We start from the raw sequence: 24146 nt of genomic DNA, 5'->3' as shown, positions 1-24146 counted from the left end.
GGATGGGTCTGGCGATATTCTATCTGTTAAATAGATGGGAAATGCCTCCGGATCAGGGCAGTCTGACCAGCATCTTGCCGGTATTGCGGCCCTGGAACAGTCCGATAAAGGCTTGCGGCATGCTGGCCAGCCCCTCGCTGACGGTCTCCTCGGCCTGGAGGGTGCCCGCCTCGAAGGCCGGCATGGCCTCGGCCAGGAACGCCCCGTAGTGTTGCCAGTGATCGGAGACCAGCAGCCCCTGCATCAGGATGCGCTTGCGGATCACCTGGGAGAGGTTGCGCGGGCCGCTGGCCTGGCCGTTGCTGTTGTACTGCTCGATGAGGCCGCACAGCACGATGCGCCCGTGCACCACCAGGTGGTTGAGGGCGGCATCCAGCATGGCGCCCCCCACGTTCTCGAAGTAGACGTGGATGCCTTCGGGGGCGAGGCGGGCCAGCTCGGCGTCGAGATCCGGGGTCTCCCGGTAGTTGATCACCGCATCGGCTCCCAGGGTCTTGAGGTAGGCGACCTTGTCGGCCGAGCCGGTGGAGCCGATGACCCTGGCCCCCGCCTGCTTGGCGAGCTGGACCGCCATGGTGCCGACCGCCCCGGAGGCTGCCGAGACCAGCAGGGTTTCACCGGCCTTCAGGTGTGCCACCTTGTGCAGGCCCGCCCAGGCGGTCATGCCCGGCATGCCGAGGGCGCCGAGGAAGCGCTGGGGCGGCAGGGTGGTGTCGGGCAGGCGGGTGAGCTGGGCGGCGTTTGCCACGAAGGCATCCCGCCAGCCCAGCATGCTGCTCACCTTGTCCCCCACCTTGAAATCGGGGTGGCGCGATGCCTGTACCGTGCCGATGGCGCCGCCGTCGAGGGGACCGTTGAGGGGGAAGGGAGGAACGTAGCTTTTTGCCTCGCTCATGCGGCCGCGCATGTAGGGGTCCACCGACAGCCACTGGTTGGCGACCTGCACCTCTCCCTCCTGCAGGGCGGGCAGGGGCACGTCCCGGAGGGCGAAGTCCTCCAGGGTGGGGAGACCGGTGGGGCGACGCAGCAGTTGGATTTGATGGCTGATGGCATTCATGGGCATTCTCCGGCAGTGGGGCCGCGCGTCGGGCGGCGGCCTGGCATTTTTGTTTGTGTGCAAACTAAAATCAGGGTAGTCCTGAACGCGGGGGCTGGCAACTGTTTTGTGTGCAAACTATTCAGCCCCGAAGTTGATGGGGTATACTGCCCCCCTTGTCGTCAGCGAGGTCCTCCATGAGCGAATTGAAAAAGCAGGTCTGTTTTGCCCTCTACAGCGCCTCCAATGCGGTGATGCGTGCCTATCGGCCGCTGCTGGACAAGCTGGATCTCACCTATACCCAGTACCTGGTGATGCTCTCGCTCTGGGCCCGGGACGAGGTCAGCCTCAAGGAGATAGGGCAGGAGACCGGACTGGATGCGGGCACCCTGACCCCCATCGTCAAGCGGCTGGAGAGCAAGGGGTGGCTGACCCGAACCGTCTCCCACGAGGATGAGCGGCAAAAGTGCATCAGTCTGACCGAGGCGGGACGCCAGTTGCAGCAGGAGGTCAGGGAGTGCTGTCTGGCGGACAGCTTGCGCAATCAGGTGGATCTGGCCGATGCTGAGTTGGCCCAGCTCAAGCAGCTTTGCGATCGCGTGGCGGCGCAGCTGGGGCGCTGATCCCTTTTCCCGTCAGGAGTGACCCGATGAAACCCATGCAATCCCTGCTGCCTCTGTTTGCCATCCTGCTGTGCGCCTGCGCCGATACCTCCTATCCCCGTTCCGAGCTGCAGATCGACGATGCCGATGCCTGGCAGGCCATCTGCAAGGACGGGGTCCGGGTGCGGGCGGTCACCGACGAGGGGATCTGTGCGGATCACCGCGGGGTGGCCATGTGGACAAATAAACCAAGGGCTGCACGGATGGCAGAAGAAGCGGCCAAGTAGTGTGACCTGTACGACATAAAATGACATGACCGGCCATGGGGCCGGTTTTTTTCGCGATCTTGCCAGCACTTTGGCACCTTGTTCATGGTGCACTCATTTTTCTCTTCCCATACTGGCCCTCAAGGTAGCAAACCAACAGGAGAGAGAGATGCAATCATCCATCGTCGGGCTCTCCATTCTGTGGGGGCTGGCCAGCTTTGGTGTTCAGGGGGATTTCATCGAGAGCCGTGATACCGCCTCCCCCTCCTGGCAGGCCGAGTCCAGAGTGGAGATGGAAGGGTACTTGATGGAGTCGTTGGGTGCCGATCGCTGGGTGTTCGACAATGGCAGCGAGAGCCTGGAAATCTCTCTGCCCAAAGGGCAGTGGGTGTCGACCGGTGAGCGGTTGCGGCTGCGCGGCGAACCCCTGCAGGAGCAGAGCGGCTGGTTGCTGCAGGTGCAGGACGTCAGCCAGGTCGAGGCATGACCAGGCGTTCGCCACCTGGCGGCGCGATGGCGCCCGGGGGCTGTGTTGACCGCGAATACCCTTGATAGCAGAGACAAGAAGAGGAGGCCCGGGCCTCCTCTTGCTTTTGGTGCTCCCCGGATACGGGGGTCAGCCCAGGTGGTTGAGGGGCAGGGCGGTCTTGTGCTTGATGCGGCGCAGCACGAAGCTCGAACGCACCCCGGTCACGCCGGAGATGTGGGTCAGCTTGTCCAGCAGGAAGTGCTGGTAGTGCTCCATGTCCCGCACCACCACCTTGAGCTGGTAATCCGCATCGTTGCCGGTGATGAGGTCGCACTCCAGCACTTCGGGCAGATCCTTGACGGCGCGATCGAAGTTCTCGAACCGCTCCGGAGTGTGCCTGTCCATGGAAATGTGAATGTAGGCGGTGAGGGTCAGCCCCAGCTGGCGGGCATTGAGCAGGGTGACATGGGTATCGATGAGACCGGCATCCTCCAGCGCCTTGACCCGGCGCGAGCAGGGGGAGGGAGAGAGCCCGACCAGCTCGGCCAGCTCCAGGTTGCTGATGCGGCCATTTTCCTGCATCAGCTCCAGAATATGCCTGTCTATACGATCAAGTTTCAGCATTCTCCGTACCTCTTCGCAATTACTAATCCACTTTTCCTAGATTAAGGGTGAACTATTGCAAAAACAACTGAAAATACCTGCTACTTCACAACCACTCACCGCATCGCGGGGAGTACCATGGTTACATCTTCCGGTGGCAAGACAGGCGCCCGACCAGGCACCTGTGGTGAAGGACCTTACCGGGTCAAGAGCCCCATCAGCCGTTCGACCTTATCGGGAAACAACGGGCTGGAACGAGAGCACCCCCTCCCCGAAGGCAACAAAGCAGGCATCCCGGCGCCTGCTTTGTTGTTTTTGCGTTCCGCCCGCTCAGGGGCGGGGCGGCCGGATGCGATAGAGACAGCGGCTGTCCCCCTCCAGCAGATACTGCTCCCGCTCCACCTCGGCCGGCGCCAGCAACCGGCGAAACAGCGCCAGCTCGCTGCGGCAAAAGCCCCGACAGGCCCTGGCTGCACTGCAGATGGGGCAGTGACTCTCCCACCACAGCCAGCTGCCGTCCTCCTCCTGCGACATGTCCGCCATATACCCCTCCTGGGTGCGCAGTGCCTTGAGCGTCATCAGCCTGTCTGCCAGCGCCGGCTGGGTCAACCTGGATTCATAGCGTGCCTGCATCTGCTGCTCCCGCCGCGTGATGAGCTGCTCCATGCCCGCGTCGCCAAACACCTGCCGGATGTCGTCGATCAGCTGCAGGGTCAGATCGCCATGGGTGTCGGGGAAGCGTTGCCAGGCCTGGTCGGTGAGGTGCCACAGGCGCACCGGGCGACCACGGCCGCGGGCCTCGTCGCTAAACCCCACCCAGCCCTCTGACTCCAGGGCCATCAGGTGCTGGCGTGCCCCCATGGACGTCATCTGCAACTGGTCGCCGAGTTCGGCGGCGCTCTGGGGGCCGCGGGTTTTCAGCAGATAGAGGATCTTGTCGGTACTGGCGTTCATGGGGGCTCCGGTGGTGGGTATCGGTGCGGTGACGGCCTGGATGAGGTCATTATGGGTAGCAGGGAGATTTAAATCAACAATCTGCTTTACTTAATGGACGACCCCTCACAATATAAATAAACCGATAACTTTATTTAATGAGGCGAAGATGGAAGGGATCAAGGGACAGGCGACCCTCTGGGTATTGGTGATGACGGTGACGCTGGCGGTGGCGGGGTTCAGCCTGCCTTCCCCCGTCCTGGCACCGCTGCTGCTGGATCCGGCCCAGGGCATGTTGACGCCACAGGCGTCGGACTGGAGCCGCAAGGTGTGGCTTGGCGTCATCATGGGGCTCTATCCGTTGTTTCAACTGCTGGGGGCCCCCTTGCTTGGCCGCCTCTCCGATCGCCATGGGCGCAAGCCGGTGCTGACCCTCTGTCTGGTGGGGGTGCTGGCGGGGTATGTGCTGATGGCCCTCGGCATCGCCTGGCGTTCCCTGCCGCTCTTGCTGCTGAGCCGGGTGGTGGAGGGCTTCTTCAACGGCGACATCGCCATCGTGCAGGCGATGGCGGCGGACATGAGCACGGCCAGGACCAAAGCCCGCAACTTCGCCCGCATCAACATCGGCATGAACCTGGGCTGGGTGGTGGGCCCCATGATCGGGGGCTATGCGGCCGTGGTCTCGGGGGATTACAGTCTGGCGGCCTGGCTGGCGGTGGGGATGACGGTGATCAACCTGCTGCTGGTGCTCTGGCTGCTGCCCAATCGTCCCCCGGTGCCGGCGACCCGGGATGAAGCTCCCCTCTCGACCCGCCAACTGCTGCTGCAACCTCGTCTCCTGCCCTACTTTGCCCTGACCCTGGCAAGCTACGGGGCGGTGCAGCTCTACTTCACCTACTTCAATGTCTGGCTGGTGGAGCGGCTGGCATGGGATCCGGTGCAACTGGCCCAGGCCGCCGTGCTGGTGAGCGTGCCCATGATGCTGGGCTCCTGGATCGGTGAGCAGCTGGCACGGCACTGGCGCGGCAGCTCCCTTGGCATCGTCGGCCACTTGGTGATGGCGGCGGGCATGCTGATGTTCATCCTGCCGACCCAGTGGTGGGGGCTCGCGCTCACCTTCATCCCGGCCGGCATCGGCATGAGTCTGGGGGAGCTGGCCACCTCGGTGGCGGTCTCCAACCGCAGCCATGCCAGCCAGCAAGGGCAGGCGATGGGGCTCTACCGCGGTCTGGCGGTGGGCAGCGAGATCCTGGCGGTGGTGCTGGGCAGTCTGGTGCTGCTGGCGGGGACCGAGTGGCCCTTCTACCTGGCCGGCCTCTGCGGCGTGATCTGTGCCTTCGGTTTCTACGGATTGCGCAGACGGGCGGACAGGCGAAACATCGTGGCCGGGTGCGCCGAGGCGGGCTGACGAAGGGCGCGGGGATCACAGTTCGGCGACGGGGTGGCGGGCCGGACTTGCATCGCGGCGCCGAGTCTGGGACGGTATGGCTCTTTGCACCGCTTTTCCCGATCCCCCGGTGAGCGCGTCTCCCATCATGGACCCTGCGATGCCCAGTCCGCATTCCTGGCGGTGAGATGAGTCGTGGCACTGGCAACGGGATGGCGCCGCACCCGTCTCGACATTCCTGGAGGTGATATGAGTCGTTATCAGGCCATTGCATTGGACATGGACGGTACCCTGCTGAACCGGGATCACAAGATCTCGTCCGCTACCCGGGCGGCCCTGGCCCAGGCCCGGGCCCACGACATCAAGGTACTGCTGGTGACGGGTCGCCACTTCATGACGGCCCGTCCCTTCCACCACGAGCTGGCCCTCGACACCCCCATCATCTGCAGCAACGGGGCCTATCTCTATGATCCGGTGCAGGAGAGGATCCTCGCCGGGGATCCCCTGGCCGTGGCGCCTCTCACCACCCTGCTGGAGGAGGTGCAAGCCCAGCAGATGGGGGCGCTGTTCCACCTGGGGGACGGCATCGGCTACCTGGGCTGCGAGGAGCACGTGGGCCGGATGCGGCGCTGGTCGGCAACCCAGCCAGATCACCTCAAGGTCTCCCTGCTGCCCGCCGAGGATATCGAGCTCTGGTTGCAGTCCCCCATCTGGAAGCTGGAGTTGTTCAACCAGGATCCCGGCCGGTTGCACCGTTTCGTCGGGGAGGTGGTGGAGAGACTGCCCTTCACCCGTGACTGGGCGGCCCCCTATGCGGTGGAGCTGGTGCAGCCCGGTTGCAGCAAGGGCAACCGGCTGGCCCAGTGGGCGGCGAGCGAGGGGATCGCCATGGAGAACCTGGTGGCCTTTGGTGACAACAACAACGACATCAGCATGTTCGAGCAGGTGGGGCTGGCGGTGGCCATGGGCAATGCGGCGCCCCAGATCCAGGCCCATGCAGACCGGGTCACCGCGGATCACAACGAGGATGGCATCGCCCTGGCGTTGCAGCGCTGGGTCCTGCCCGCCTGAGGGGAAAACAGTCTACGGCATAAACAGAAAGGGGCCATGTCGGCCCCTTTTTGTCAGCTCCCGAAGGAGAACTGGATCACCCGATCCGGGAAGCGCAGCCGGTTGTAGTCCCGGTATACCCCTTCGTAGTGACGGATGGCGCGCTCGCGCTGGGCACGGTAGTAGTCGCGCTGGCGGCTGTCGCTCTCGCCCCGGATCTGCTGATCCAACTGGTGGATGCTCCGCTCGGTGCGCTCCAGCTCCTGCTGCAATTCGCCGAGGCGCTGCTCCAGCAGGTACTCCTTGCGGCCGCGCTCGAACTGGGTGAGGAAGCTGGTGTCGTTGGGGCAGACCCCCAGGTATTCGCTCCCCTCCCGTCCCTTGCTGTAGGCCAGCTCGGGGATGCAATAGAGCTCCAGTCCCTTGGCGTAGCCGCGCTGCCACTCCGCCTCATCCACCTTGAGGCCGTACTCCCCGCAGGTCTTCTGATAGTCGCGGGTGGCGCTTCGGGTCTTGCCCTGCTCCCCGTCCTGATAGCCCTGGTTGTACCAGCTCATGGCACGGCACTCCTCCTCCGAAAGGGAACTGCACCCGGCGAGCAGGAAGGGAAGGGTCAACAACAGGATCTTGGGGGACATGAGGGGGCTCCGACAGCAAAGGGGTGGGGCATTCTAGAAGAGGAGGCCCGTCCGGGACAAGCACCGGGCGAGGGGGCCGTATCATGATGTTTTTATCAGTATTTTCAAGCCATTGTAGACGGGCTTCTGGCAGCCTTTTCTTGCCGGGGGAGGCAGGGTAAACTGCGCCTACTTTTAACTGGCATGTAACATAAAAACAATGAAAGTCCTGACCGTCGATTATCGCTCCCCCGATGCGGCCGAGCGCTTCACCGAATCCCTGCGCACCACCGGCTTCGGAGTGCTGACTCACCACCCCATCCCGAAGGAGCTGGTGCAGTCCATCTATGACAACTGGTATCGCTTCTTCATGAGCGAACAGAAGCAGGATTTCCTGTTCAATCGCGAGACCCAGGACGGCTACTTCCCGCCCTCGGTGTCCGAGGTGGCCAAGGGCCACAGCCAGAAGGACATCAAGGAGTACTTCCACATCTATCCCTGGGGCCAGATGCCGGCAGAGCTGAAAGAGCAGGCGATGGAGTACTACCGCCTCGCCAACGATCTGGCCGCCGAGCTGCTGGGCTGGGTGGAGCAACACACCCCGGGGGACATCGCCGCCCATTACAGCTGCCCGCTCTCCTCCATGATCGAAGAGAGCCACAAGACCTTGCTGCGGGTGCTGCACTACCCGCCCTTCGACGGCACCGAGGAGCCGGGTGCCATCCGCGCCGCCGCCCATGAAGACATCAACCTGCTGACCATTCTGCCCGCCTCCAACGAGCCGGGCCTGCAGGTGAAAGGTTCAGACGGGGAGTGGATGGATGTGCCCTGCGATTTCGGCACCCTCATCATCAACATCGGTGACATGCTGCAGGAGGCCTCCCGCGGCTACTACCCCTCTACCACCCACAGGGTCATCAACCCGACCGGGGGCAGTGCCGCCAAGTCCCGCATCTCCTTGCCGCTCTTCCTGCACCCCCGTCCGGATGTGGTGCTCTCGGAGCGCCACACCGCCCACAGCTATCTGATGGAGCGGTTGCGGGAACTGGGGGTCATCTAATCCCGCCAGACCCGGGCAGACAACAAACCGGAGCATCCCCGCTCCGGTTTTTATTTTGTGGCACGATTGGTTGGTTATCCGAATTTTATTGGTTAATGATGCTAAAAACTGAGTTTTATATCGGATATACGCCGAGTGATTGCGCGCCCGCGGGCGTACTCTGAGCGCCATTTCGGGCCTCGCTGGCAGGCCCTTCCCGTGGAGTTCTTATGAAGCAGTCCCAATGGTCATCCCGGCTCGGTTACATCCTGGCCGCCGCAGGTTCCGCGGTCGGTCTCGGCGCCATCTGGAAGTTCCCCTATGTCACCGCCGCCAACGGTGGCGGCGCCTTCCTGCTGGTCTTTCTGCTGTTCAGCTTCACCCTGGGGGTGGCGGTGCTGATGGGGGAGACCCTGATCGGCAGCCTGACCCGGCGCGGGGTGGTGGGCGCCTTTGGTGAACTGATGGGCAGGCGCTGGCGCTGGGTCGGTGCCATGGGCTTGCTGTGCAGCCTGCTCATCTTCTGTTTCTACAGCGTGGTGGGCGGCTGGACCCTGGGGTACACGGGCATGGCCCTGGCGGGGGAGCTGCAACAGGGGGACGGCACGGCACTGACCGCCCGTTTCAACGACTACGTCGGTGATCCGCTCTGGCCGGTGCTGACCCACCTGCTGTTTGCCGGCTTGACCTGGTGGTTCGTGCGGGGCGGCGTGCAACAAGGGGTGGAGCGCACCCTGCGCTGGATGATGCCGGCCCTCTTCATCATGATCCTGCTGCTGGTGGCCTTCGGCCTTACCCTGCCGGGCGCCATGGCCGGGGTGCGCCACTTCCTGATGCCCGATTTCAGCAAGCTCGGCATGTCGGGTGTGCTGGACGCCATGGGGCTGGCCTTTTTCTCCCTCTCCATCGGCCTTGGCATCCACACCACCTATGGCGCCTACCTGCCTTCCAGTGAAGGGGTCGGTCGCTCCAGCCTCTGGGTGGTGCTGCTGGCGAGCGTCATCGCCGTGCTGGCGGGCCTGATGATCTTCCCGGTACTGGCGGCGACCGGTATTGACCCGGCCTCGGGCCCGGGCCTCACCTTCATGACCATGCCGGCGGTGTTCCAGCAACTGCCCTTCGGCCAGGGGCTGGCGGTGGTGTTCTTCTCCCTGCTGGTGGTGGCGGCGCTCTCCTCCTCCATCTCCCTGCTGGAGCACTTGCAGTGCTTCCTGTGCGAGAGCCTGGGCTGGTCCCGCCGCGCGGCGTGCAACCTGGTCATTGCCCTGGTGATGGCGGGTGGCATCCCGGTGAGCCTGTCGTTCGGTCCCTGGGCCACCCTGACCCTGTTTGGCAAGAACATCTTCGAGTTGCTGGACTTCATCACCTCCAACCTGATGATGCCCCTGTTCGGGCTGGCCCTGACGCTGCTGCTGGGCTGGCGGCTCGGTCGCCAGGCGCTGCCCGAAGGGCTGGCTCCCCACTGGCGGGCACTGCTGATGGGCTGCTGGCGCTGGCTGGCTCCCCTGCTCATTGGCGGCATTCTGGTGCGCGGCCTGGTGTAGGGAGGCTTGGTCATCTCTGCCACTCCCCGGCCGGGCTGGCCGGGGAGTGGGGTGGCAGGATTGACTCTTTATAAAAATCTGTTAATTAAAAATTAACAGAGTAACTGTCTGAAATTTCGATATTTTATTTTGGTTAAATCTGTTTTTGGTTCTGTTTTAGACTATTTCCTGTCAACTTCTCTTGCCATGGTTTAGGCTGTGGCTCCTTTTTACCGTGCAGGCGTCGCCCTCCCATGTCACCCCTTATCGCTCTCTGTGGCCGATTTAGCCCCTTCCTGGAGAGGTGACCTTGCAGGTGTCGTTTGTCTGACTGTTCATTGCCAAGGTCGCCCTCAGGCGGCCTTTTTTGTTGCGGCGCACACCGCGTCTAGCCATGGAGTATCGAACTGATGTTGTCTTGCCCGGAGGTTGTATGAGCCAGGTTCAGTGGTCTTCCCGTATTGGTCATGTGCTGGCGGCCGCCGGCTCGGCGATCGGCCTTGGCGCCATCTGGAAGTTTCCCTATGTGACAGCCACCAACGGTGGCGGTGCCTTCCTGCTGGTGTTCCTGCTCTTCAGCTTCACCCTGGGGGTCGCGGTGCTGGTGGGGGAGACCCTGCTCGGCAGCCGCAGCCAGCGCGGCGTGCTCGGCGCCTTCCACAAGCTGGTGGGGCCGAACTGGCGCTGGATGGGTTACATGGGGATCCTGTGTGGCTTCTTCATCTACAGCTTCTACAGCGTGGTGGGGGGCTGGACCGTGGGCTATGCAGCCCTGGCCGTGGGCGGCGAGCTCAACCTGAGTGAGGCGAGCACCCTCACCGCACTCTTTACCGGTTATGTGAGCGATCCCCTCTGGCCGGCCCTCACCCATCTCGTCTTCGCCGGGCTCACCTGGTGGTTCGTGCAGGGAGGGCTGCAACAGGGGGTGGAGCGGGCGCTGCGCTGGATGATGCCGGCCCTGTTCGTGATGATGCTGCTCCTGGTGGTGACCGGGCTCTCAATGCCGGGGGCCATGGCCGGGGTACGCCAGTTCCTGATGCCCGACTTTTCCCACCTGACGGGGCAGGGGGTGCTCGACGCCCTGGGGCTGGCGTTCTTCTCCCTCTCCATTGGCCTCGGGGTACACACCACCTATGGCGCCTACCTGCCGAGCAGTGACGGGGCGCTGCGCTCCGGGGTCTGGGTGGTCACCCTGGCGAGCTGCATCTCGGTGCTGGCGGGGCTGATGATCTTCCCGGTGCTGGCCTCCACCGGCATCGATCCTGCCGCCGGCCCCGGCCTCACCTTCATGACCATGCCGGCGGTGTTCAACCACCTGCCGTTCGGTCAGGGGCTGGCGGTGATCTTCTTCCTGCTGCTGCTGGTGGCGGCGCTCTCCTCCTCCATCTCCATGCTGGAGCACCTGGTGCGCTTCACCACCGAGGAGTGGGGCTGGTCGCGCCGCAATGCCTGCCGGGTCCTGACCCTGCTCATCATGGCCTGCGGCATTCCGGTCAGTCTGTCGTTCGGGCCCTGGGCTGACTACACCCTGTTTGGCAAGACCCTGTTCGATCTGCTGGATTACCTCACCTCCAACCTGATGATGCCCCTGTTCGGTCTGGTGCTGACCCTGCTGCTTGGCTGGAAGCTGGGGGACAGTATTGTGCCTGCGGATCTCTCGCCGCTGATGCGTGGTGCGCTGCTCTGGTGCTGGCGGCTGGTCGCCCCCCTGCTGATCGCGGGGATCCTGGTGCGGGGCTTGTTGTAACGCACCTGCCAGGGCGGCATGCACCGCCCTGGATGGCTATAGGCCCTGATGGGGACCGAGGGGCGGCAGTTTGGGGGCTAGGTGGGATCTCACCTGTTGCAGGGTCTCCCGATAGGCGTTCCCATGGTGTTCCAGGAAGGCGGCACTGTGGTTGAGACGCTGCTCCAGCCTGTCCACCAGGCGGGCCACCGCCGGGGCCGCCATGCCGGCGGGCCAGCACTGGGTCAGCAATACCAGCAGTTGCCAGGCATCCCCCGCCTGGGCCGGGAATCGCTCCTGCAGGGTCAGAGCACTCTGCACGGCGAGCTGGAGCTGACCCGTGGTCATGGCCCGTTGCCGCTCCTCGCGCAGCTGGGTCAGCAGCTGCTCCCGCTGCGCCAGTTGCCGCGCCAGATCGTCGACCACCTGCAAAATGAGCCCCTGCAACAGCGGGGTCTGTGCCACCGGCCCCTGATATTGGCCGAGCTGGGCCAGATAACGCTGGGCATGGTGGGGAAGCCCGCAGAACTGGCTGACGGCCACCCCGAGCAACTGGTTGAGGTGATTGTCCCGCGCCGCCTCCGGCGGGTGCTTGGCCAGCAGCATCAAGGCGTCATCGAATCGATAATCCAGACCCAGCATCAGGGCGCGCAGCAGCCCCTCCTCGTGGGCCCGCAGGGTCACGGCCTGCTGGCCGAGCTCCTCCAGGGCCTGCTGCAGCCCATGAACTCTGGCCTCTCCCGGTGGATGCCAGAGCACCGCCAGGGTCGCATCCAGCAGGCAGCGTTCGACAGAGTGGCGAAACGTCTGTTTGGGGAAGTAGCGCAGGATGAAATCGCTGGCCTGCGCCAGCACCTGACCTTCATCCCTTCGCAGTAAGGCCAGCAAAATGGCCACCTGGCGCCACTGCGGCTGCCAGGGGCAGCGTTGGAGCAAGCCTGACAAGGTTTCCCAGGCCGGATCCCACTGCGCCTCGTGCAGTTGGCAGGCGAGAACCAGCGCCTGATGGATGACGGGGGGCAGTCGCTCCCGGTTGCGGGCCAGATCCTTGTGGGCGCTCTCCACCCGGTTCAGCCCGAGCAGAGCCTGGTTCAGTCCCTGGCGTGGCCACCAGGCATCGTGCTCCGTGGTGCAGATGGCGTAGTGCTGGGCGGCCTGCACCCGTTCCCCGGCTTGCAGCAGCATGTAGCCCTTTACCCTGTCCATCTGTGCTTCCAGCCCCTTGTGGCTGGCGTGCCGGTAAAGCAGATCCTCGCACTGGGCGCAGGCGCTGCGCCACTCCCTGAGCGTCATGGGGGTGGCCAGGGGGCGGGTCACCGTGGTCAGTGCCAGCAGCGCTTGCAGGCTGTGCGCCAACTGCTCCGTGGTGAAGGGCACGGCCAGACGCAGGGCGAAATAGAGGTCGGAGGGGGGGAACTGGCCGGTGTCCTCGTCCTGCTCCAGCAGCAGGAGCACGCAGCCGGGCGCGAGCAGGCCCAGGTGGTGTGCTTCATGCAGCAGCCTGACTCCCTCGTGGGCCTGGTGGTGATACTGGCGGCAAAGAATGGCATCGAAGGCGTGCTGGCGCAGCAGGGCGGGCAGGCTTGCAATCTCTTTGCAGTGGAACAGCTCGGTGGGGGGCAGCCCCAGATCACTCAGTCCCTGGGTGAGGGTCGAGCCCATCATGGCATCGTCTTCGATGAGGAGGATCTGCATCTTTGACGCTCCTTCGCCGGTCGGGGGGGCGAGGTTGGATTCAAAGTTAGCCTCCACTCTCCCGCGAGAGCCAGAGGGGGTCAATACCCCACCTGGGTCAGGAATGGCTCAGTGCCAGCCTTGGGCAGGGCAAAGAAAGCATCACTGAAGGCCGGGCCCCCTGGCCGAGAAGGGGCAGTCCCGCTGGGGGACTCGCAGCTCCCCGGCTCCCGACTCTCCCTGCCAGGCGAGCTCGAGCTGGCCCAGGCGCCCGAGGCGGCGCAGCTCGAACTCGTAGCGCAGGCAGGGGTTGTCGGTGGGCAGCTGTGTCATTCCGGCGGGCAGCCGGTAGTCGTAGCGCAGCAGGGGGCCATCTTGCAGCCGGCTTTGCACGGGCACCAGTCCCTCCGCCGTCGGTGCGGGGGCCTTGAGATAGCGGCGCAGCGCCACCGGGGCGTCGATGGCTTTTTGATAGTGAAGGCCGTTCATGGCTGCCAACTCCTCCTCCAGCCGCGTCAGCTCCCCCTCCAGCCCGCTCAGGGCGGCGCCAAGCTGTTGATGGGCCGGGGAGGCGCAGCCTCCCAGCAGCAGGGTCGCGATCAGCAGGGCGGGACGGACGGCAGACATGAAGGTTCCTCGGGTGCCAGGGTCAATGACTATAGCAGGGGATTGGTGGGCGGCGTGCCCCTCAGCAGCCCGGCGAGGCGCTCCAGCCCTTCGGCGACGCGGGCGTCGGTGGCGGGCTGACTCAGGCTGAGGCGTACTCCCTGCGGGGCGGCAAACTGGCCGGCGGCGAAGTGTTCTCCGCTGGCGACCCCCACGTCAAGGGCGTTGGCGGCCTCCGCAAACTCCTGGCTGCGCCAGGGCTCGGGCAGCGGCAGCCAGGCGTGCATGGACCCCGGCTGCCAGCGCGCTCCCGGCAACAGGTGGTGCAGGAGCTCACCCCGGCGCGCCAGGATTTTTCGCTGGTGTTCGATGAGCGGCATGATCTGGCGCTGGCTCACCAGTTTGCAGGCCAGCTCGATGAGCAGCGGACTCACCATCCAGCTCGACAGCCGCATCGCCTGGGCGAAGCCGTTGCGAAGGGCGGGAGGGGACAACACGAAGCCGACCCGCAGGCCGCCGCAGGCGATCTTGGCGAGACTGCCGAGGTAGATGACCCGCTCCGGTGCCAGGTTGACCAGGGGAGGGAGCGCACTTTCGGGCAGCAGGCCGTTGACGTCATCCTCGACGATCAGCAGATCGTGGCGACGGGCGATGGCGACGATGGCGTCGCGTCGCGCCAGGCTCATGGTGGCCGTGGTGGGGTTTTGCAGGGTGGGGGTGAGGTAGAGCAGCTTGGCCCGGCGGGTACGGCACGCGGCATCCAGCGCCTCTGGCAGCAGTCCCTCCTCATCCATCGCCAGTCCCACCACCTGATTCTTGAGCTGGCGTGCATTGCCCAGCATGCCGGGGTAGCTCAGTCCCTCGCAAAACAGGGTCTCTCCCACGCAGCCGGTGGCCAGCAGGGCCAGCATGATGCCGTGCTGGGCACCATGGCTGAACAGCAGGCGATCTTCGCTCGCCGTGATGCCCTGCTCGGCGAGCCAGTCGACGAACAGCTGGCGCTGTGCGGGGCGTCCCGCCTCCTTGTCATAACCGAGCAGGCCGTTGAGATCCCCCTGCGCCAGCTCGGTGAGCAGGGGCCTGATGATGGCGCCCCTGTCCAGCTGGACCGGGAGGTTCTGCCACAACTCGATGCGCTGGCTGTCTTCATTGCGGATCACCCATTCGTTGGCGGGATCCGCCTCTCCCCTGACCCAGGTGCCGTGCCCGACCCGGGCCGCCAGCAGGCCCCGTCGCTCCGCCTCGGTGTAGGCGCGGGTGACGGTGCCCACGGTGACCCCCAGCTTATCTGCCAGGGCCCTGTGGGTCGGCAGCCGGGTCTCGGGTGAGAGGATGCCGGTGGCGATGGCCTGCTCGATGGCCTTGACCAGTTTGAGGTAGAGGGGCCCCTCGAAAGGGGTGAGGTCGGGAGTCCAGATTGTCATGGTGACAATAAATCCATTGATCCAAGATTGTCCGCAATATAGCGTGATTATCAGCCTATACACAACCAACAAGCACACATTGTATCGGTACAATGTGGCGAGAAAGGAGTCTCCCCATGACCATCGAATGGTATGCCACCCTGTTTGGCTTCGCCCTGCTCACCTGCGGCACGCCAGGGCCGAACAACCTGATGTTGACGGCGTCCGGTGCCAACTTCGGCGTGCGTCGCACCCTGCCCCATCTCATCGGGGTGGCGGTGGGCCAGCCTGTGCTGCAACTGGTGCTGGCGCTCGGCTTCTATCCGCTGTTCGAGCGCTGGCCCCTGCTCAAGCTGAGCCTGCAGGTGCTGGGCAGCCTTTACCTGCTGTGGCTGGCGTGGCGCATCGCGGTGGCAGGCGCCCCCGGAGATCCCGCCAGCCGTGCCCGCCCCTTGACCCTGCTTGAAGGGCTGGGCTTCCAGTTCCTCAATCCCAAGGCGTGGATGATGGGGATCTCGGCCATCAGTCTGTTCAGCCTGCCGGGGAGCGACTACTGGCCGAGCATGTGGGGCATCATGAGTGTCTTCCCCATGGCGGGGTTCCCGGTCTGCTTCGCCTGGGTGATGTTTGGCCATCAGCTCAGCCGCTGGATCAACTCGGACAAGGGGTGGCGTCGTCTCAACGGCAGCCTGGGTGCCTTGACCGCCCTGTGCGTGGTGATGCTCTGGTATTAACAGCACCTTGATTTTTCATGCAAAGAAAATGCATTGCTGACCTTGTCGTCAGGGCGTCGGCTCTGCATATTAGGAGGCTTGCCGTATCTGAACGAGGTTGAGATGGATCTGAACTGGTTGCTCCCCCTGGCGGGCTTTGCCCTTATCACCTGTGGCACGCCGGGCCCCAACAACATGCTGCTCACCAGTGCCGGTGCCGCCCAGGGGTTTCGCCGCTCCGTGCCTCTGCTGGTGGGGGTGGTGGGGGGCATCAACCTGATGATCCTGGCCACGGCCCTGGGGCTCGGGGTGGTGTTCGAGCGTCTGCCCCTGCTGCACGACGGCCTCAAGCTGGTGGGGTCGGCCTACCTGCTCTGGCTGGCCTGGAAGGTGGCCAACGCCAGTGGCCCGGCGGAGGGGAACCGGCCGCTCATCCCGGCCCATCAGGGGGCCATGCTGCAACTGCTGAACCCCAAGGCCTGGATGATGGCGCTCTCCGCCATCAGCGGCTTCACCCTGGCGGGGGAGGCTTACTGGCCGTCCGCAGGCTGGGTGCTCGGCATTTTCTTCGTGACCGGCCTCTATACCGGTGCCTTCTGGGTGCTGTTCGGTGCCCAGGTGCGCCGCCTCATCCGCACCGCCACCGGCTGGCGTCGTTTCAATCTGGGCATGGGGCTCGCTACGGCGGCCTGCGTGCTGATGATCTGGGTTTAGGCCTCGGCCTGAGCCTTTACCGGCTGTCTTGTTGGCCCTTCGGGGCCTTTTTTATTGCCGGGGCGGTGCAATCAAACGCGCCCCCTGAGGGATTGCGGCATTGGTTTGCACCATCGGGTGACATAAGGAGATCCCATGAAATGTATCGGTCTGCTGGGTGGCATGAGCTGGGAGTCCACCGTCAGCTATTACCAGGCCCTCAACCGGGGGGTTCGCGAGCGGCTCGGCGGTCTGCATTCGGCGCGGGTGTTGCTGAGCAGCGTGGATTTTGCCGGGATAGAGCGGTTGCAGCACGCCGGTGACTGGCCCGCCACCGCCCGTCTGCTGGCGGCCGAGGCCAGGGCCATCCAGGCCGGTGGTGCCGATTTCCTGCTGATCGGGACCAACACCATGCACAAGGTGGCGCCGGAGATCGAGGCCGCTATCGACATTCCCCTGCTCCACATCGCCGATGCCACGGCCCATCGCCTCCAGGCCGACGGGGTGACCCGGGTGGGTTTGCTCGGCACCCGCTTCACCATGGAGCAGGATTTCTACAAGGGGCGGCTCCAGGAGCGCTTCGGGCTGGAGGTGCTGGTGCCTGATGACGCTGCACGGGAGCGGGTGCACCGCATCATCTATGACGAGCTCTGCCTCGGCGATATTCGCGAGTCGTCTCAGGCCGAGTATCTGGCCATCATCGCCGATCTGGCACAGACCGGTGCCCAGGCGGTGATCCTGGGTTGCACCGAGATCGCCCTGCTGGTGGGGGCGTGCCAGGCCGCCGTGCCTCTCTATGACACCACCGCCATCCACGCCGAAGCCGCGGTGACGCTGGCCCTTGCCTGATGTGGTGCGGGCGGGGTGAGGGGGCGCCCCTCTCGGCGCCCCGCCTGTTTTTTCCTCCTTTCATAACTGTGAGTCAGCCTTCATTTCAGCAGGGCTGAAGCCGTTTTTATTGTCAATCGGCTCACATTTCCTCTTTTTGTCTCTTGAGTCCGGGGCATCAGACGCCTAGTTTTCGATCACTGAAACGATTCAGCTTTCACAAAAACAAGAGACACGAGGATATATCCATGTTGAAGAAACTCTCCATTGCCGTGCTGCTCGCCCTGGGCGCCACCGCGGGTCACGCCGCCGAATTTCTGCTGACCGACTCCCAGCAAGGGCTGGATGTGGGGGACTGGAAGATCACCAGCGAGAAGCTCGGTATCAAGAGCCCGGTTCCCTTCACCATCGAGAAGAAACGCCTGCACGGCGGCCGCCAGGAAGGGGTGGATCTGCTCATCGTCGACAACGGCGTCATGAAAATCACCCTGGTGCCGACCCGCGGCATGGGGATCAAGGAGGTCAAGGCGGCGGATCTGCGCCTCGGCTGGGATTCACCGGTCAGGGAGGTGGTCAATCCCGCCTTCATCGATCTCGAGAGCCGTGGCGGCCTCGGCTGGCTCGACGGCTTCAACGAGATGCTGGTGCGCTGCGGCTACGAGTGGACGGGTCATCCCGGAGTGGATGACGACGGCCGCCTCAAGAGCCTGCATGGCCGGGTGCAGAACATTCCCGCCTCCGTGGTCAGCGTGACCGTGGACGAAGAGCCGCCCTATGCCATCCACGTGCTGGGCCGGGTGGACGAGCGCACCTTCAAGATGAGCGAACTGGTCACCTGGACCCAGCTGAGCGTGGTGCCCGGTCAGGCGGAGTTTGCCCTGCAGGACAAGCTGACCAACCACGCGGACTACGAGAACGAGTACCAGATCATCTATCACGGCAACTTCGGGGCCCCCATTCTGGAGGAGGGAGCCAGGGTGAGCACGCCGGTGAAGCAGATCTCCCCGTTCAATGACTACGCGAAGGCCGGACTCAAGGGCTGGCAAACCTATCTGGGGCCCACCAAGGGCTTCGACGAGATGGTGTTCAACCTGGTGCCCTACAGCGACGCCGACGGCAATACCTTGGCAGTGCTGAACAACCGGGCCGGCAACGCCGGAGTGGCGGTGGGCTACAACACCCGACAGCTGCCGGTGCTGACCCTGTGGAAGAACACCGACACCCGGGCCCAGGGCTATGTGACCGGCATCGAACCCGGTACCAGCTATGCCTACAGCACCAAGTACCAGCGCCCGCTCGGGCTGGTCCCCAAGATCCAGCCGGGGGAGACCAAGACCTTCGATCTGACCTATCGCCTGCTGCAAAATGCCGACGAGGTGAAGCAGGCCCTGGCCCAGGTGGAGAAGATCCAGGGCGGTCGGGCCACCGAGCTGCGCGAGCAACCCCTGGTCAAGCTGCCATAAGGGAGAGACGCCCAGCAAAAAGCCGCTCCATGAGCGGCTTTTTCATATCAGGCCCGTCGATCAGACGTGGCTGTACATGGCTTCTATCTCGCGCTGGTACTTGGCCTCGATGATCTTGCGGCGCAGCTTCATGGTGGGGGTGATCTCCCCGAGCTCCATGGAGAAGGCGCTCGGCAGCAGGGTGAACTTCTTCACCTGCTCGAATTTGGCCAGCTCCTTTTGCAGATCCTGAATGCGGGCCTCGAAGAACTCCATCACTCGGGAGTGGCGCAGCAGCTCGGTCTTGCACTGGTACTGCAGGTTGATGGAGCGGGCGTACTCCTCCAGGGACTCGAAGCAGGGCACGATGAGCGCCGACACGAAGTGGCGGGCATCGGCGACGATGGCAATCTGCTCGATGAAGCGATCCTTGCCGAGGGTCCCCTCCACCAGTTGCGGCGCCACGTACTTGCCGTTGGAGGTCTTCATCAGCTCCTTCAAGCGCTCGGTGAAGTAGATGTTGCCCTCGTCATCCAGCTCGCCTGCATCGCCGGTGCGCAGGAAGCCATCCTCGGTCATCACCTCGGCGGTGGCCTCCGGCTTGTTGTAGTAGCCACGCATCACGGTGGGGGCGCGCACCAGCAGTTCGTTGTTCTCGCCGAGTTTAACCTCGATGCCGTTTAGCGCCGTGCCGATGGAGCCCAGCCTGAACTGGGTGTCTTCATAGCAGCAGACGGTGGCGGTGGTCTCGGTCATGCCGTAGCCGTACTTGAGGTTGAGCCCCATGGCCTGGAAGAAGAGATTCACCTCGTCCGCGAGACGGGCGCCCGCCACCGGCAGGAAGCGGGTACGACCGCCGAAACGGGCGCGCAGTTTGCGAAACACCAGGCGCTCGGCAAGCCAGAGCTGGCCATAGAGCAGGGGAGAGGCGGACTTGCCCGCCTGACGGGTGGCGACCATCTGCTTGCCCACCCGGGTGGCCCAGCCGAACAGGGCGCGGCGCAGGCGCGGCGCCTGGGCGACCTTGGCCTGGATCATGGCGTAGGCCTTCTCGTAGAGGCGGGGCACGGCGCACATCACGGTGGGCTTCACCTCGCCGATGACATCCATCACCTTCTGCGGGTCGCGAATGTAGACGTTCTCGGCGCCGCAATAGAGCACGTAGTAGCTCCAGGCACGCTCGAACACATGACTCAGCGGCAGCATGCAGAGGGAGACATCCTGCTCGCTGAGGTCGAGGCGAGCGTCATGCATCTCGAAGCAGGCGGCCATGTTGGCGAAATCGAGCATGACCCCCTTGGGTTCGCCCGTGGTGCCCGAGGTGTAGATGAGGGTCAGCAGGTCGTCCATGCGGTAGTGGCGCTCGCGCTCGCGCAGCACCAGCTCGCTGGGTGGGTGGTTGCCGGAGACGAGGAAGGTCTGGAAGTGGCTGGCAGCGGCGCAGCCGCGCAGATCGACGGTGCCGTCCAGGGCGACGATGTGGCTTATCTCGCCGCTGTCGATGAGGTGCAGCGCCTGATCGAACTGGGGCTGCTCCCCCACGAACAGCATCCTGATGCCGGCATCCTTGACGATGTAGCGCAGCTGATCGAGGGTGCTGGTGGGGTAGATGGGCACGCTGACGCCGCGGGCGGCCAGGATGCCGAGGTCGGCCTGGGTCCACTCGGGCATGTTGCGGGCATAGATGCCGACCATCTCGCCGGACTGGTGGCCCGCCCGGATCAGGCCTTGGGCGCAATAATCCATGGCCTGACCCAGGGTGCGCCAGCCGATGGCGCGCCACTGGCCATCCTGCTGGACGCGCAGGGCGGCCTTGTTGCCAAGGCGGGCAATACGCTCACGCATCACTCTAACCAGATGAAACTGCGACATCTCACGCATCCTCAAGTAACAGTTGTGCGCCCGCAGGGGCACCAAAATCGGGGCTGGAGTTTAAACTCTAACATTACAGCTTACAAGTGTGCGCCATTTGTCCTGGATCACAAAGTCGTCAACCAGATGAGAGTGAGGCATGATAGGGGGCAGGGATCGGATTCATTCAGGGAGTTGCACCATGAATATCGGGATCAAGAGCCTGTTCACCGGCGTGTTGCTGCTGTTGGCGGGGGCAGGCGCCCTCTGGTATCTGCTGGGGGGCGCGGGGGAGCAGGATAATCCCTGGCTGAGTGGCGCCGAGGGCTATGAGCAGGCGCAGCGGCTGGCGCTGAGGGAAGGATACCCCTTGCTCTACGTGATCGAGCGCGCCAAGTGCCGACGCTGCAAGGCGCTGAATACCAGGCTGTGGCGTGCCCCCGAGATGCAATCCGCCCTGGCGGGGCTGGTGAAGGTGCGACTCAACCCGGATGCGGGGGATGGCAGCGAGCACATTCTGCGCCGCTTCCCCCAGGTTGCGACGGCCCCTGGCATTTATGTCCAGCGACCGGGTGAGCCGCTTCGCCCCATCAAGATCGCGGTGGATATCGAACAGATCTGGATGCCCGGTGTCACCTACGGCCGCGGCTTCTTCATGCCCCTCTCGGGAGCCGCCTTCGAGGCCGTGCTGAGGGTGACCCTGAGCCTGGAAGACCCCTCCATCGACAACGCGCCCCTGCCCTGAGGGGGGAAGCGAAGCGGGGGAGTCAGGGAGGTCAGAGGGGGGCGCCCGCTGACGGCGGTCTGCTGTGGGTTGTCAGCCGAAGTCGAACAGACGGGACATCAGCACGGCATCCTCCCTCTCCTGCCCGGTGCCGTAGTAGTCGGCGCGGCGGCAATATTCTGCAAACCCCTCGCTCTCGTAGAGGTTGATGGCGGTGCGGTTGCCAGCCCTGACCTCCAGGAACCAGGCCTCGGCCTTGCCGGCCTTGCTGCGGACCAGGTACTCCCTGAGCAGCGCCCGCCCCAGCCCCTTGCCCTGAAAATCGGGGTGCACGCAGAGATTCATCAGGGAGCTGTCTCCCGCCACCAGATCCGAGATGTAGAAACCGGCCGGTCGTCCGTCCACCAGCATCAGGCCGTTGAGATAGCGCGGCCCGAAGCAGGAGAGCAGGTTGGCCTGGCTCCAGGGCTCCTGGTGGGCGGCCTGCTCGATGGGGTAGATGGCTTCGAAGTCCGATTCGAGCAGGGGGCGAAAGTGGGGCAAGAGGTCAGACATGGTCACTCCGGACGGGATTCAGGCTTGCGATGGACACCATGGCCGTGCCATGGTCGTGAGCATCAAGGGGTGTGGCGCTGCCGGCACTGCTGCCAGAGGGCGCGCTTGTGCGCCCCATCGGGCTTGAGCGGGCAGACCAGGGCATCGGGCCAGCGAGGGTCCGGCGCCGTCAGCCAGAGCAGGGGCGAAGTGGCCCCCGCGGGCAGGGAAGGCATCTCGGACAGCAGGGAGACCTCGTCGGTGCCAAGGCCGAGCCAGCGGCAGATGTCCCCGAGCAGGGAGGGCGCGGGCAGCGTCTCTGCCAGCAGCCAGAGCTTGCCGGTCGGCAGAGGGGCAGTCTCCTGCGGGGCCAGCACCTCGTCGGCGGGCGTGTTTGCCGGCTGCGCGGCGCCGTCGGGGCTGGTGCCTCCCGCCAGGAGTCGGCCTCTTTGTTGCCAGAGGGGGATGCCCATGCGGGCCAGGATGCGCTGGCGCAGCGGGTCCAGCAGGGGATCTTGCATGGCGAAGGCTCACTCTTGATCTGCGTTGGGGTAAATAATGATGCGCAGAGTACACTCTCGCGGGATTTGCTGCACCCCGGACGTGCGCTTTTCGCCCTGTGGCGATGGCAAACGAGCGCCTCCCCGGGGGCAGAGATGACAGACAATGAGAGTGGGGCGGGGCCAGAGGCCGGACCCCGTCACCACGGATGACCTATTAGCTTCGGAACTGTGCCTATGCCGCCTTTAGCCCAGAATACTGTTCGTGCCACCCCCATTCATGAGCGTCTGCCACGGCTCCTTTCCGCCCTTGGTGAGGGACTGTATGAGCGCCAGGATGCCCTGCGGCTCGGCCTGCTGGCGGCCCTGAGTGGCGAGAGCGTCTTTCTGCTGGGCCCCCCGGGCATCGCCAAGAGCCTGATCGCGCGGCGCCTCAAGCTGGCGTTTCAGGATGCCCGCCATTTCGAATACCTGATGACCCGTTTCAGTACGCCGGAGGAGGTGTTCGGCCCCCTCTCCATCCAGGCGCTCAAGGAGGATGGCAAGTACCTGCGGTTGACCAGCGGCTACCTGCCGGAGGCCGAGGTGGTCTTCCTCGACGAGATCTGGAAGGCGGGCCCCGCCATCCTCAACACCCTGCTCACCGCCATCAACGAGCGGCAGTTTCGCAACGGCGACAGCCAGCACCCCATTCCCATGCGGCTGCTGGTCACCGCCTCGAACGAGCTGCCGGCCCCGGACAGCGGGCTGGAGGCGCTCTACGACCGCATGCTGGTGCGGGTCTGGATGGACAGGGTGCAGGAGAAATCCAACTTCCAGGCCATGCTGGCGAGCGATGGCCAGTCCCATCAGAACCTGACCCCCTCGGTGCAGATTCGGGGGGAAGAGTACGACGCCTGGCAGGATGCCATCGAGCAGGTGCGCCTGCCGGACGCCTGTTTCGAACTCATCTACCAGCTACGCCAGCAGCTCGACAGTCAGCTCGGGCACGGCTGCTATGTCTCGGATCGGCGCTGGAAGAAGGCGGTGCGGCTCATCAAGGCGAGCGCCTTCTTCAATGGCCGCGACGAGGTGGCTCCCCTGGATCTGCTGCTGTTCAAGGATTGCCTCTGGCACGACGAGGCTTCCCGCACCGCGCTGCTGGAGATGATCGGCGAGTTTTCCCGCCTCTACGGCTACCAGCAACTGGCGCTGACCCGGGAGCTGCTCTCCCTGCGCGAGCAGTTCAAGCAGTTGCAGGGGGCGGTCGCCCTGCGCATCGGCTGCAAGGCGGTCAAGCGCAAGCAGTGGTTCGGCCGCCGCGCCCGCGGCACCGAACTGCCGCTGGCCAACGCCAGGCCGTTCGGCAAGCTGGTGCACTTCCAGCTGCTCACCCCGGCGCCCCTGGATGGCAGCGATCCCGAGCGCCTCACCGGCACCCTCACCTTCGATCGCACCCTGCTTTCTCACTGGCACCCCACCGGGGAGGCGCTGGTGGGCTGGCCCCTCGGCAACCCCAAGGAGGGGCACTACGAGCTGGTGCTGGACGAGCAGTTGCGGCTGCACGTGCTGGATATCCAGCGCCAGCCCGTGCCACTGATGCTGGTGGAGCGCACCCCCATCCCCGAGGTGGTGATGGCCCCCTGGCTGTCGGCCCTGGACGACCTGACGGGCCAGGTGAACCGGGTGCTGCAAAATCTCAAGGGTCAGCGCAACCTGTTCGACCGTCACCAGCCCCATCTGTTCGTGGGGGACAACTGGCTGCGTCAGGTGGAGGACAGCTTCTTCGTGCTGAGCCGGGACCTGGAGCGGCTGGGGGCCGAGCTGCAGCAGTGGCGGGATCGTCTGCCTCTTCTCGATGCACAGGGGTGACGTCGCGCCTGACGTGGGATTGGTGAAATAAACAGGATGAAAAACATGTTTCGTCAGCATGATATTCCATCACATC

Annotated in this window: 24 protein-coding genes; 14 read left to right on the top strand and 10 right to left on the bottom strand. The window is 64.5% G+C overall.

Annotated features, from left to right (window positions below):
- Positions 1-52: 52 nt before the first annotated feature.
- Positions 53-1057 (bottom strand): NADP-dependent oxidoreductase, encoded by a 1005-nt coding sequence (locus ACNPAA_RS12695; protein WP_049635933.1) that lies wholly within the window; start codon positions 1055-1057, stop codon positions 53-55.
- Between the two features lie 176 nt (positions 1058-1233).
- Here ACNPAA_RS12695 and ACNPAA_RS12690 point away from each other — a divergent pair, with 176 nt between their 5' ends.
- From ACNPAA_RS12690 to ACNPAA_RS12680, 3 genes are all read left to right on the top strand, one after another.
- Positions 1234-1659, top strand: coding sequence for a MarR family winged helix-turn-helix transcriptional regulator (locus ACNPAA_RS12690; RefSeq protein WP_029313694.1), 426 nt, complete (start codon positions 1234-1236; stop codon positions 1657-1659).
- Positions 1660-1694: 35 nt separating this feature from the next.
- On the top strand, positions 1695-1925 hold the full coding sequence (locus ACNPAA_RS12685) for a hypothetical protein (RefSeq protein WP_029313696.1): 231 nt from the start codon (positions 1695-1697) through the stop codon (positions 1923-1925).
- A gap of 148 nt (positions 1926-2073) precedes the next feature.
- A complete protein-coding gene (locus tag ACNPAA_RS12680) occupies positions 2074-2391 on the top strand; it encodes a hypothetical protein (RefSeq protein ID WP_041211026.1) in 318 nt (105 codons plus the stop codon).
- Positions 2392-2520: 129 nt separating this feature from the next.
- On the opposite strand, the gene ACNPAA_RS12675 is transcribed toward ACNPAA_RS12680, so the two are convergent.
- Together ACNPAA_RS12675 and ACNPAA_RS12670 are read right to left on the bottom strand one after the other, a co-directional pair.
- Positions 2521-2997, bottom strand: coding sequence for an Lrp/AsnC family transcriptional regulator (locus ACNPAA_RS12675; protein ID WP_010672894.1), 477 nt, complete (start codon positions 2995-2997; stop codon positions 2521-2523).
- A gap of 309 nt (positions 2998-3306) precedes the next feature.
- Positions 3307-3930 (bottom strand): helix-turn-helix transcriptional regulator, encoded by a 624-nt coding sequence (locus tag ACNPAA_RS12670; protein ID WP_041214535.1) that lies wholly within the window; start codon positions 3928-3930, stop codon positions 3307-3309.
- Positions 3931-4078: 148 nt separating this feature from the next.
- Between ACNPAA_RS12670 and ACNPAA_RS12665 the strand changes: the two genes are divergently transcribed.
- Both ACNPAA_RS12665 and ACNPAA_RS12660 read left to right on the top strand, forming a co-directional pair.
- A complete protein-coding gene (locus ACNPAA_RS12665; RefSeq protein ID WP_323938080.1) occupies positions 4079-5317 on the top strand; it encodes an MFS transporter in 1239 nt (412 codons plus the stop codon).
- A 228-nt stretch (positions 5318-5545) separates the two neighbouring features.
- Complete coding sequence (locus ACNPAA_RS12660; RefSeq protein WP_069652461.1) at positions 5546-6367, top strand: Cof-type HAD-IIB family hydrolase; 822 nt, start codon at positions 5546-5548, stop codon at positions 6365-6367.
- Between the two features lie 53 nt (positions 6368-6420).
- On the opposite strand, the gene ACNPAA_RS12655 is transcribed toward ACNPAA_RS12660, so the two are convergent.
- Positions 6421-6984: a DUF2799 domain-containing protein gene (locus ACNPAA_RS12655; RefSeq protein WP_010672898.1), complete on the bottom strand. Its 564-nt coding sequence runs from the start codon at positions 6982-6984 to the stop codon at positions 6421-6423.
- Between the two features lie 199 nt (positions 6985-7183).
- Here ACNPAA_RS12655 and ACNPAA_RS12650 point away from each other — a divergent pair, with 199 nt between their 5' ends.
- The 3 genes from ACNPAA_RS12650 to ACNPAA_RS12640 all read left to right on the top strand — a co-directional run bounded on the left by ACNPAA_RS12650 (position 7184) and on the right by ACNPAA_RS12640 (position 11272).
- The gene (locus ACNPAA_RS12650; protein ID WP_010672899.1) at positions 7184-8023 is read left to right on the top strand and encodes an isopenicillin N synthase family dioxygenase; all 840 of its coding nucleotides are present in this window, start codon (positions 7184-7186) and stop codon (positions 8021-8023) included.
- Positions 8024-8232: 209 nt separating this feature from the next.
- Positions 8233-9546, top strand: coding sequence for a sodium-dependent transporter (locus tag ACNPAA_RS12645; protein WP_128272362.1), 1314 nt, complete (start codon positions 8233-8235; stop codon positions 9544-9546).
- Between the two features lie 412 nt (positions 9547-9958).
- Positions 9959-11272 (top strand): sodium-dependent transporter, encoded by a 1314-nt coding sequence (locus ACNPAA_RS12640; protein WP_041211033.1) that lies wholly within the window; start codon positions 9959-9961, stop codon positions 11270-11272.
- 36 nt (positions 11273-11308) lie between these two features.
- On the opposite strand, the gene ACNPAA_RS12635 is transcribed toward ACNPAA_RS12640, so the two are convergent.
- The 3 genes from ACNPAA_RS12635 to ACNPAA_RS12625 all read right to left on the bottom strand — a co-directional run bounded on the left by ACNPAA_RS12635 (position 11309) and on the right by ACNPAA_RS12625 (position 14955).
- Positions 11309-12946 (bottom strand): hypothetical protein, encoded by a 1638-nt coding sequence (locus ACNPAA_RS12635; protein WP_210538377.1) that lies wholly within the window; start codon positions 12944-12946, stop codon positions 11309-11311.
- Positions 12947-13087: 141 nt separating this feature from the next.
- Positions 13088-13552 (bottom strand): hypothetical protein, encoded by a 465-nt coding sequence (locus tag ACNPAA_RS12630; protein ID WP_041211035.1) that lies wholly within the window; start codon positions 13550-13552, stop codon positions 13088-13090.
- Between the two features lie 29 nt (positions 13553-13581).
- A complete protein-coding gene (locus ACNPAA_RS12625) occupies positions 13582-14955 on the bottom strand; it encodes a PLP-dependent aminotransferase family protein (RefSeq protein WP_417891800.1) in 1374 nt (457 codons plus the stop codon).
- A 116-nt stretch (positions 14956-15071) separates the two neighbouring features.
- On the opposite strand from ACNPAA_RS12625, the gene ACNPAA_RS12620 reads away from it, so the two are divergent.
- The 4 genes from ACNPAA_RS12620 (at position 15072) to ACNPAA_RS12605 (ending at position 18631) form a co-directional block, all read left to right on the top strand.
- Entirely contained in the window at positions 15072-15668 is a 597-nt protein-coding gene (locus ACNPAA_RS12620) for a LysE family translocator (RefSeq protein WP_039039402.1), read from the top strand.
- Between the two features lie 102 nt (positions 15669-15770).
- Positions 15771-16361, top strand: a complete 591-nt coding sequence (locus ACNPAA_RS12615) for a LysE family translocator (RefSeq protein WP_010672906.1) — start codon at positions 15771-15773, stop codon at positions 16359-16361.
- A 135-nt stretch (positions 16362-16496) separates the two neighbouring features.
- Complete coding sequence (locus ACNPAA_RS12610; protein WP_043155387.1) at positions 16497-17189, top strand: aspartate/glutamate racemase family protein; 693 nt, start codon at positions 16497-16499, stop codon at positions 17187-17189.
- Positions 17190-17416: 227 nt separating this feature from the next.
- Entirely contained in the window at positions 17417-18631 is a 1215-nt protein-coding gene (locus ACNPAA_RS12605) for an aldose 1-epimerase family protein (protein ID WP_043155385.1), read from the top strand.
- Between the two features lie 60 nt (positions 18632-18691).
- Here the strand turns inward: ACNPAA_RS12605 and ACNPAA_RS12600 are convergent, their stop codons facing one another.
- On the bottom strand, positions 18692-20482 hold the full coding sequence (locus ACNPAA_RS12600; RefSeq protein ID WP_161470180.1) for an AMP-dependent synthetase/ligase: 1791 nt from the start codon (positions 20480-20482) through the stop codon (positions 18692-18694).
- Positions 20483-20663: 181 nt separating this feature from the next.
- On the opposite strand from ACNPAA_RS12600, the gene ACNPAA_RS12595 reads away from it, so the two are divergent.
- Positions 20664-21206 (top strand): hypothetical protein, encoded by a 543-nt coding sequence (locus tag ACNPAA_RS12595; RefSeq protein ID WP_042016521.1) that lies wholly within the window; start codon positions 20664-20666, stop codon positions 21204-21206.
- A gap of 72 nt (positions 21207-21278) precedes the next feature.
- On the opposite strand, the gene rimI is transcribed toward ACNPAA_RS12595, so the two are convergent.
- Together rimI and ACNPAA_RS12585 are read right to left on the bottom strand one after the other, a co-directional pair.
- On the bottom strand, positions 21279-21728 hold the full coding sequence (gene rimI / locus ACNPAA_RS12590; protein WP_113978432.1) for a ribosomal protein S18-alanine N-acetyltransferase: 450 nt from the start codon (positions 21726-21728) through the stop codon (positions 21279-21281).
- Positions 21729-21802: 74 nt separating this feature from the next.
- Complete coding sequence (locus ACNPAA_RS12585; RefSeq protein ID WP_049635924.1) at positions 21803-22240, bottom strand: DNA polymerase III subunit psi; 438 nt, start codon at positions 22238-22240, stop codon at positions 21803-21805.
- 216 nt (positions 22241-22456) lie between these two features.
- On the opposite strand from ACNPAA_RS12585, the gene ACNPAA_RS12580 reads away from it, so the two are divergent.
- Positions 22457-24070: an ATPase RavA domain-containing protein gene (locus ACNPAA_RS12580; RefSeq protein ID WP_041211041.1), complete on the top strand. Its 1614-nt coding sequence runs from the start codon at positions 22457-22459 to the stop codon at positions 24068-24070.
- Positions 24071-24146 lie beyond the last annotated feature (76 nt).

It is taken from the genome of Aeromonas sp. PS2Canimalfood6 (genome assembly GCF_048276795.1).
Taxonomy (GTDB): Bacteria; Pseudomonadota; Gammaproteobacteria; order Enterobacterales; family Aeromonadaceae; genus Aeromonas; species Aeromonas caviae.
The sequence above is the reverse complement of the archived record's forward strand: the minus strand, read 5'-3'. Positions and strand labels throughout refer to the sequence as shown.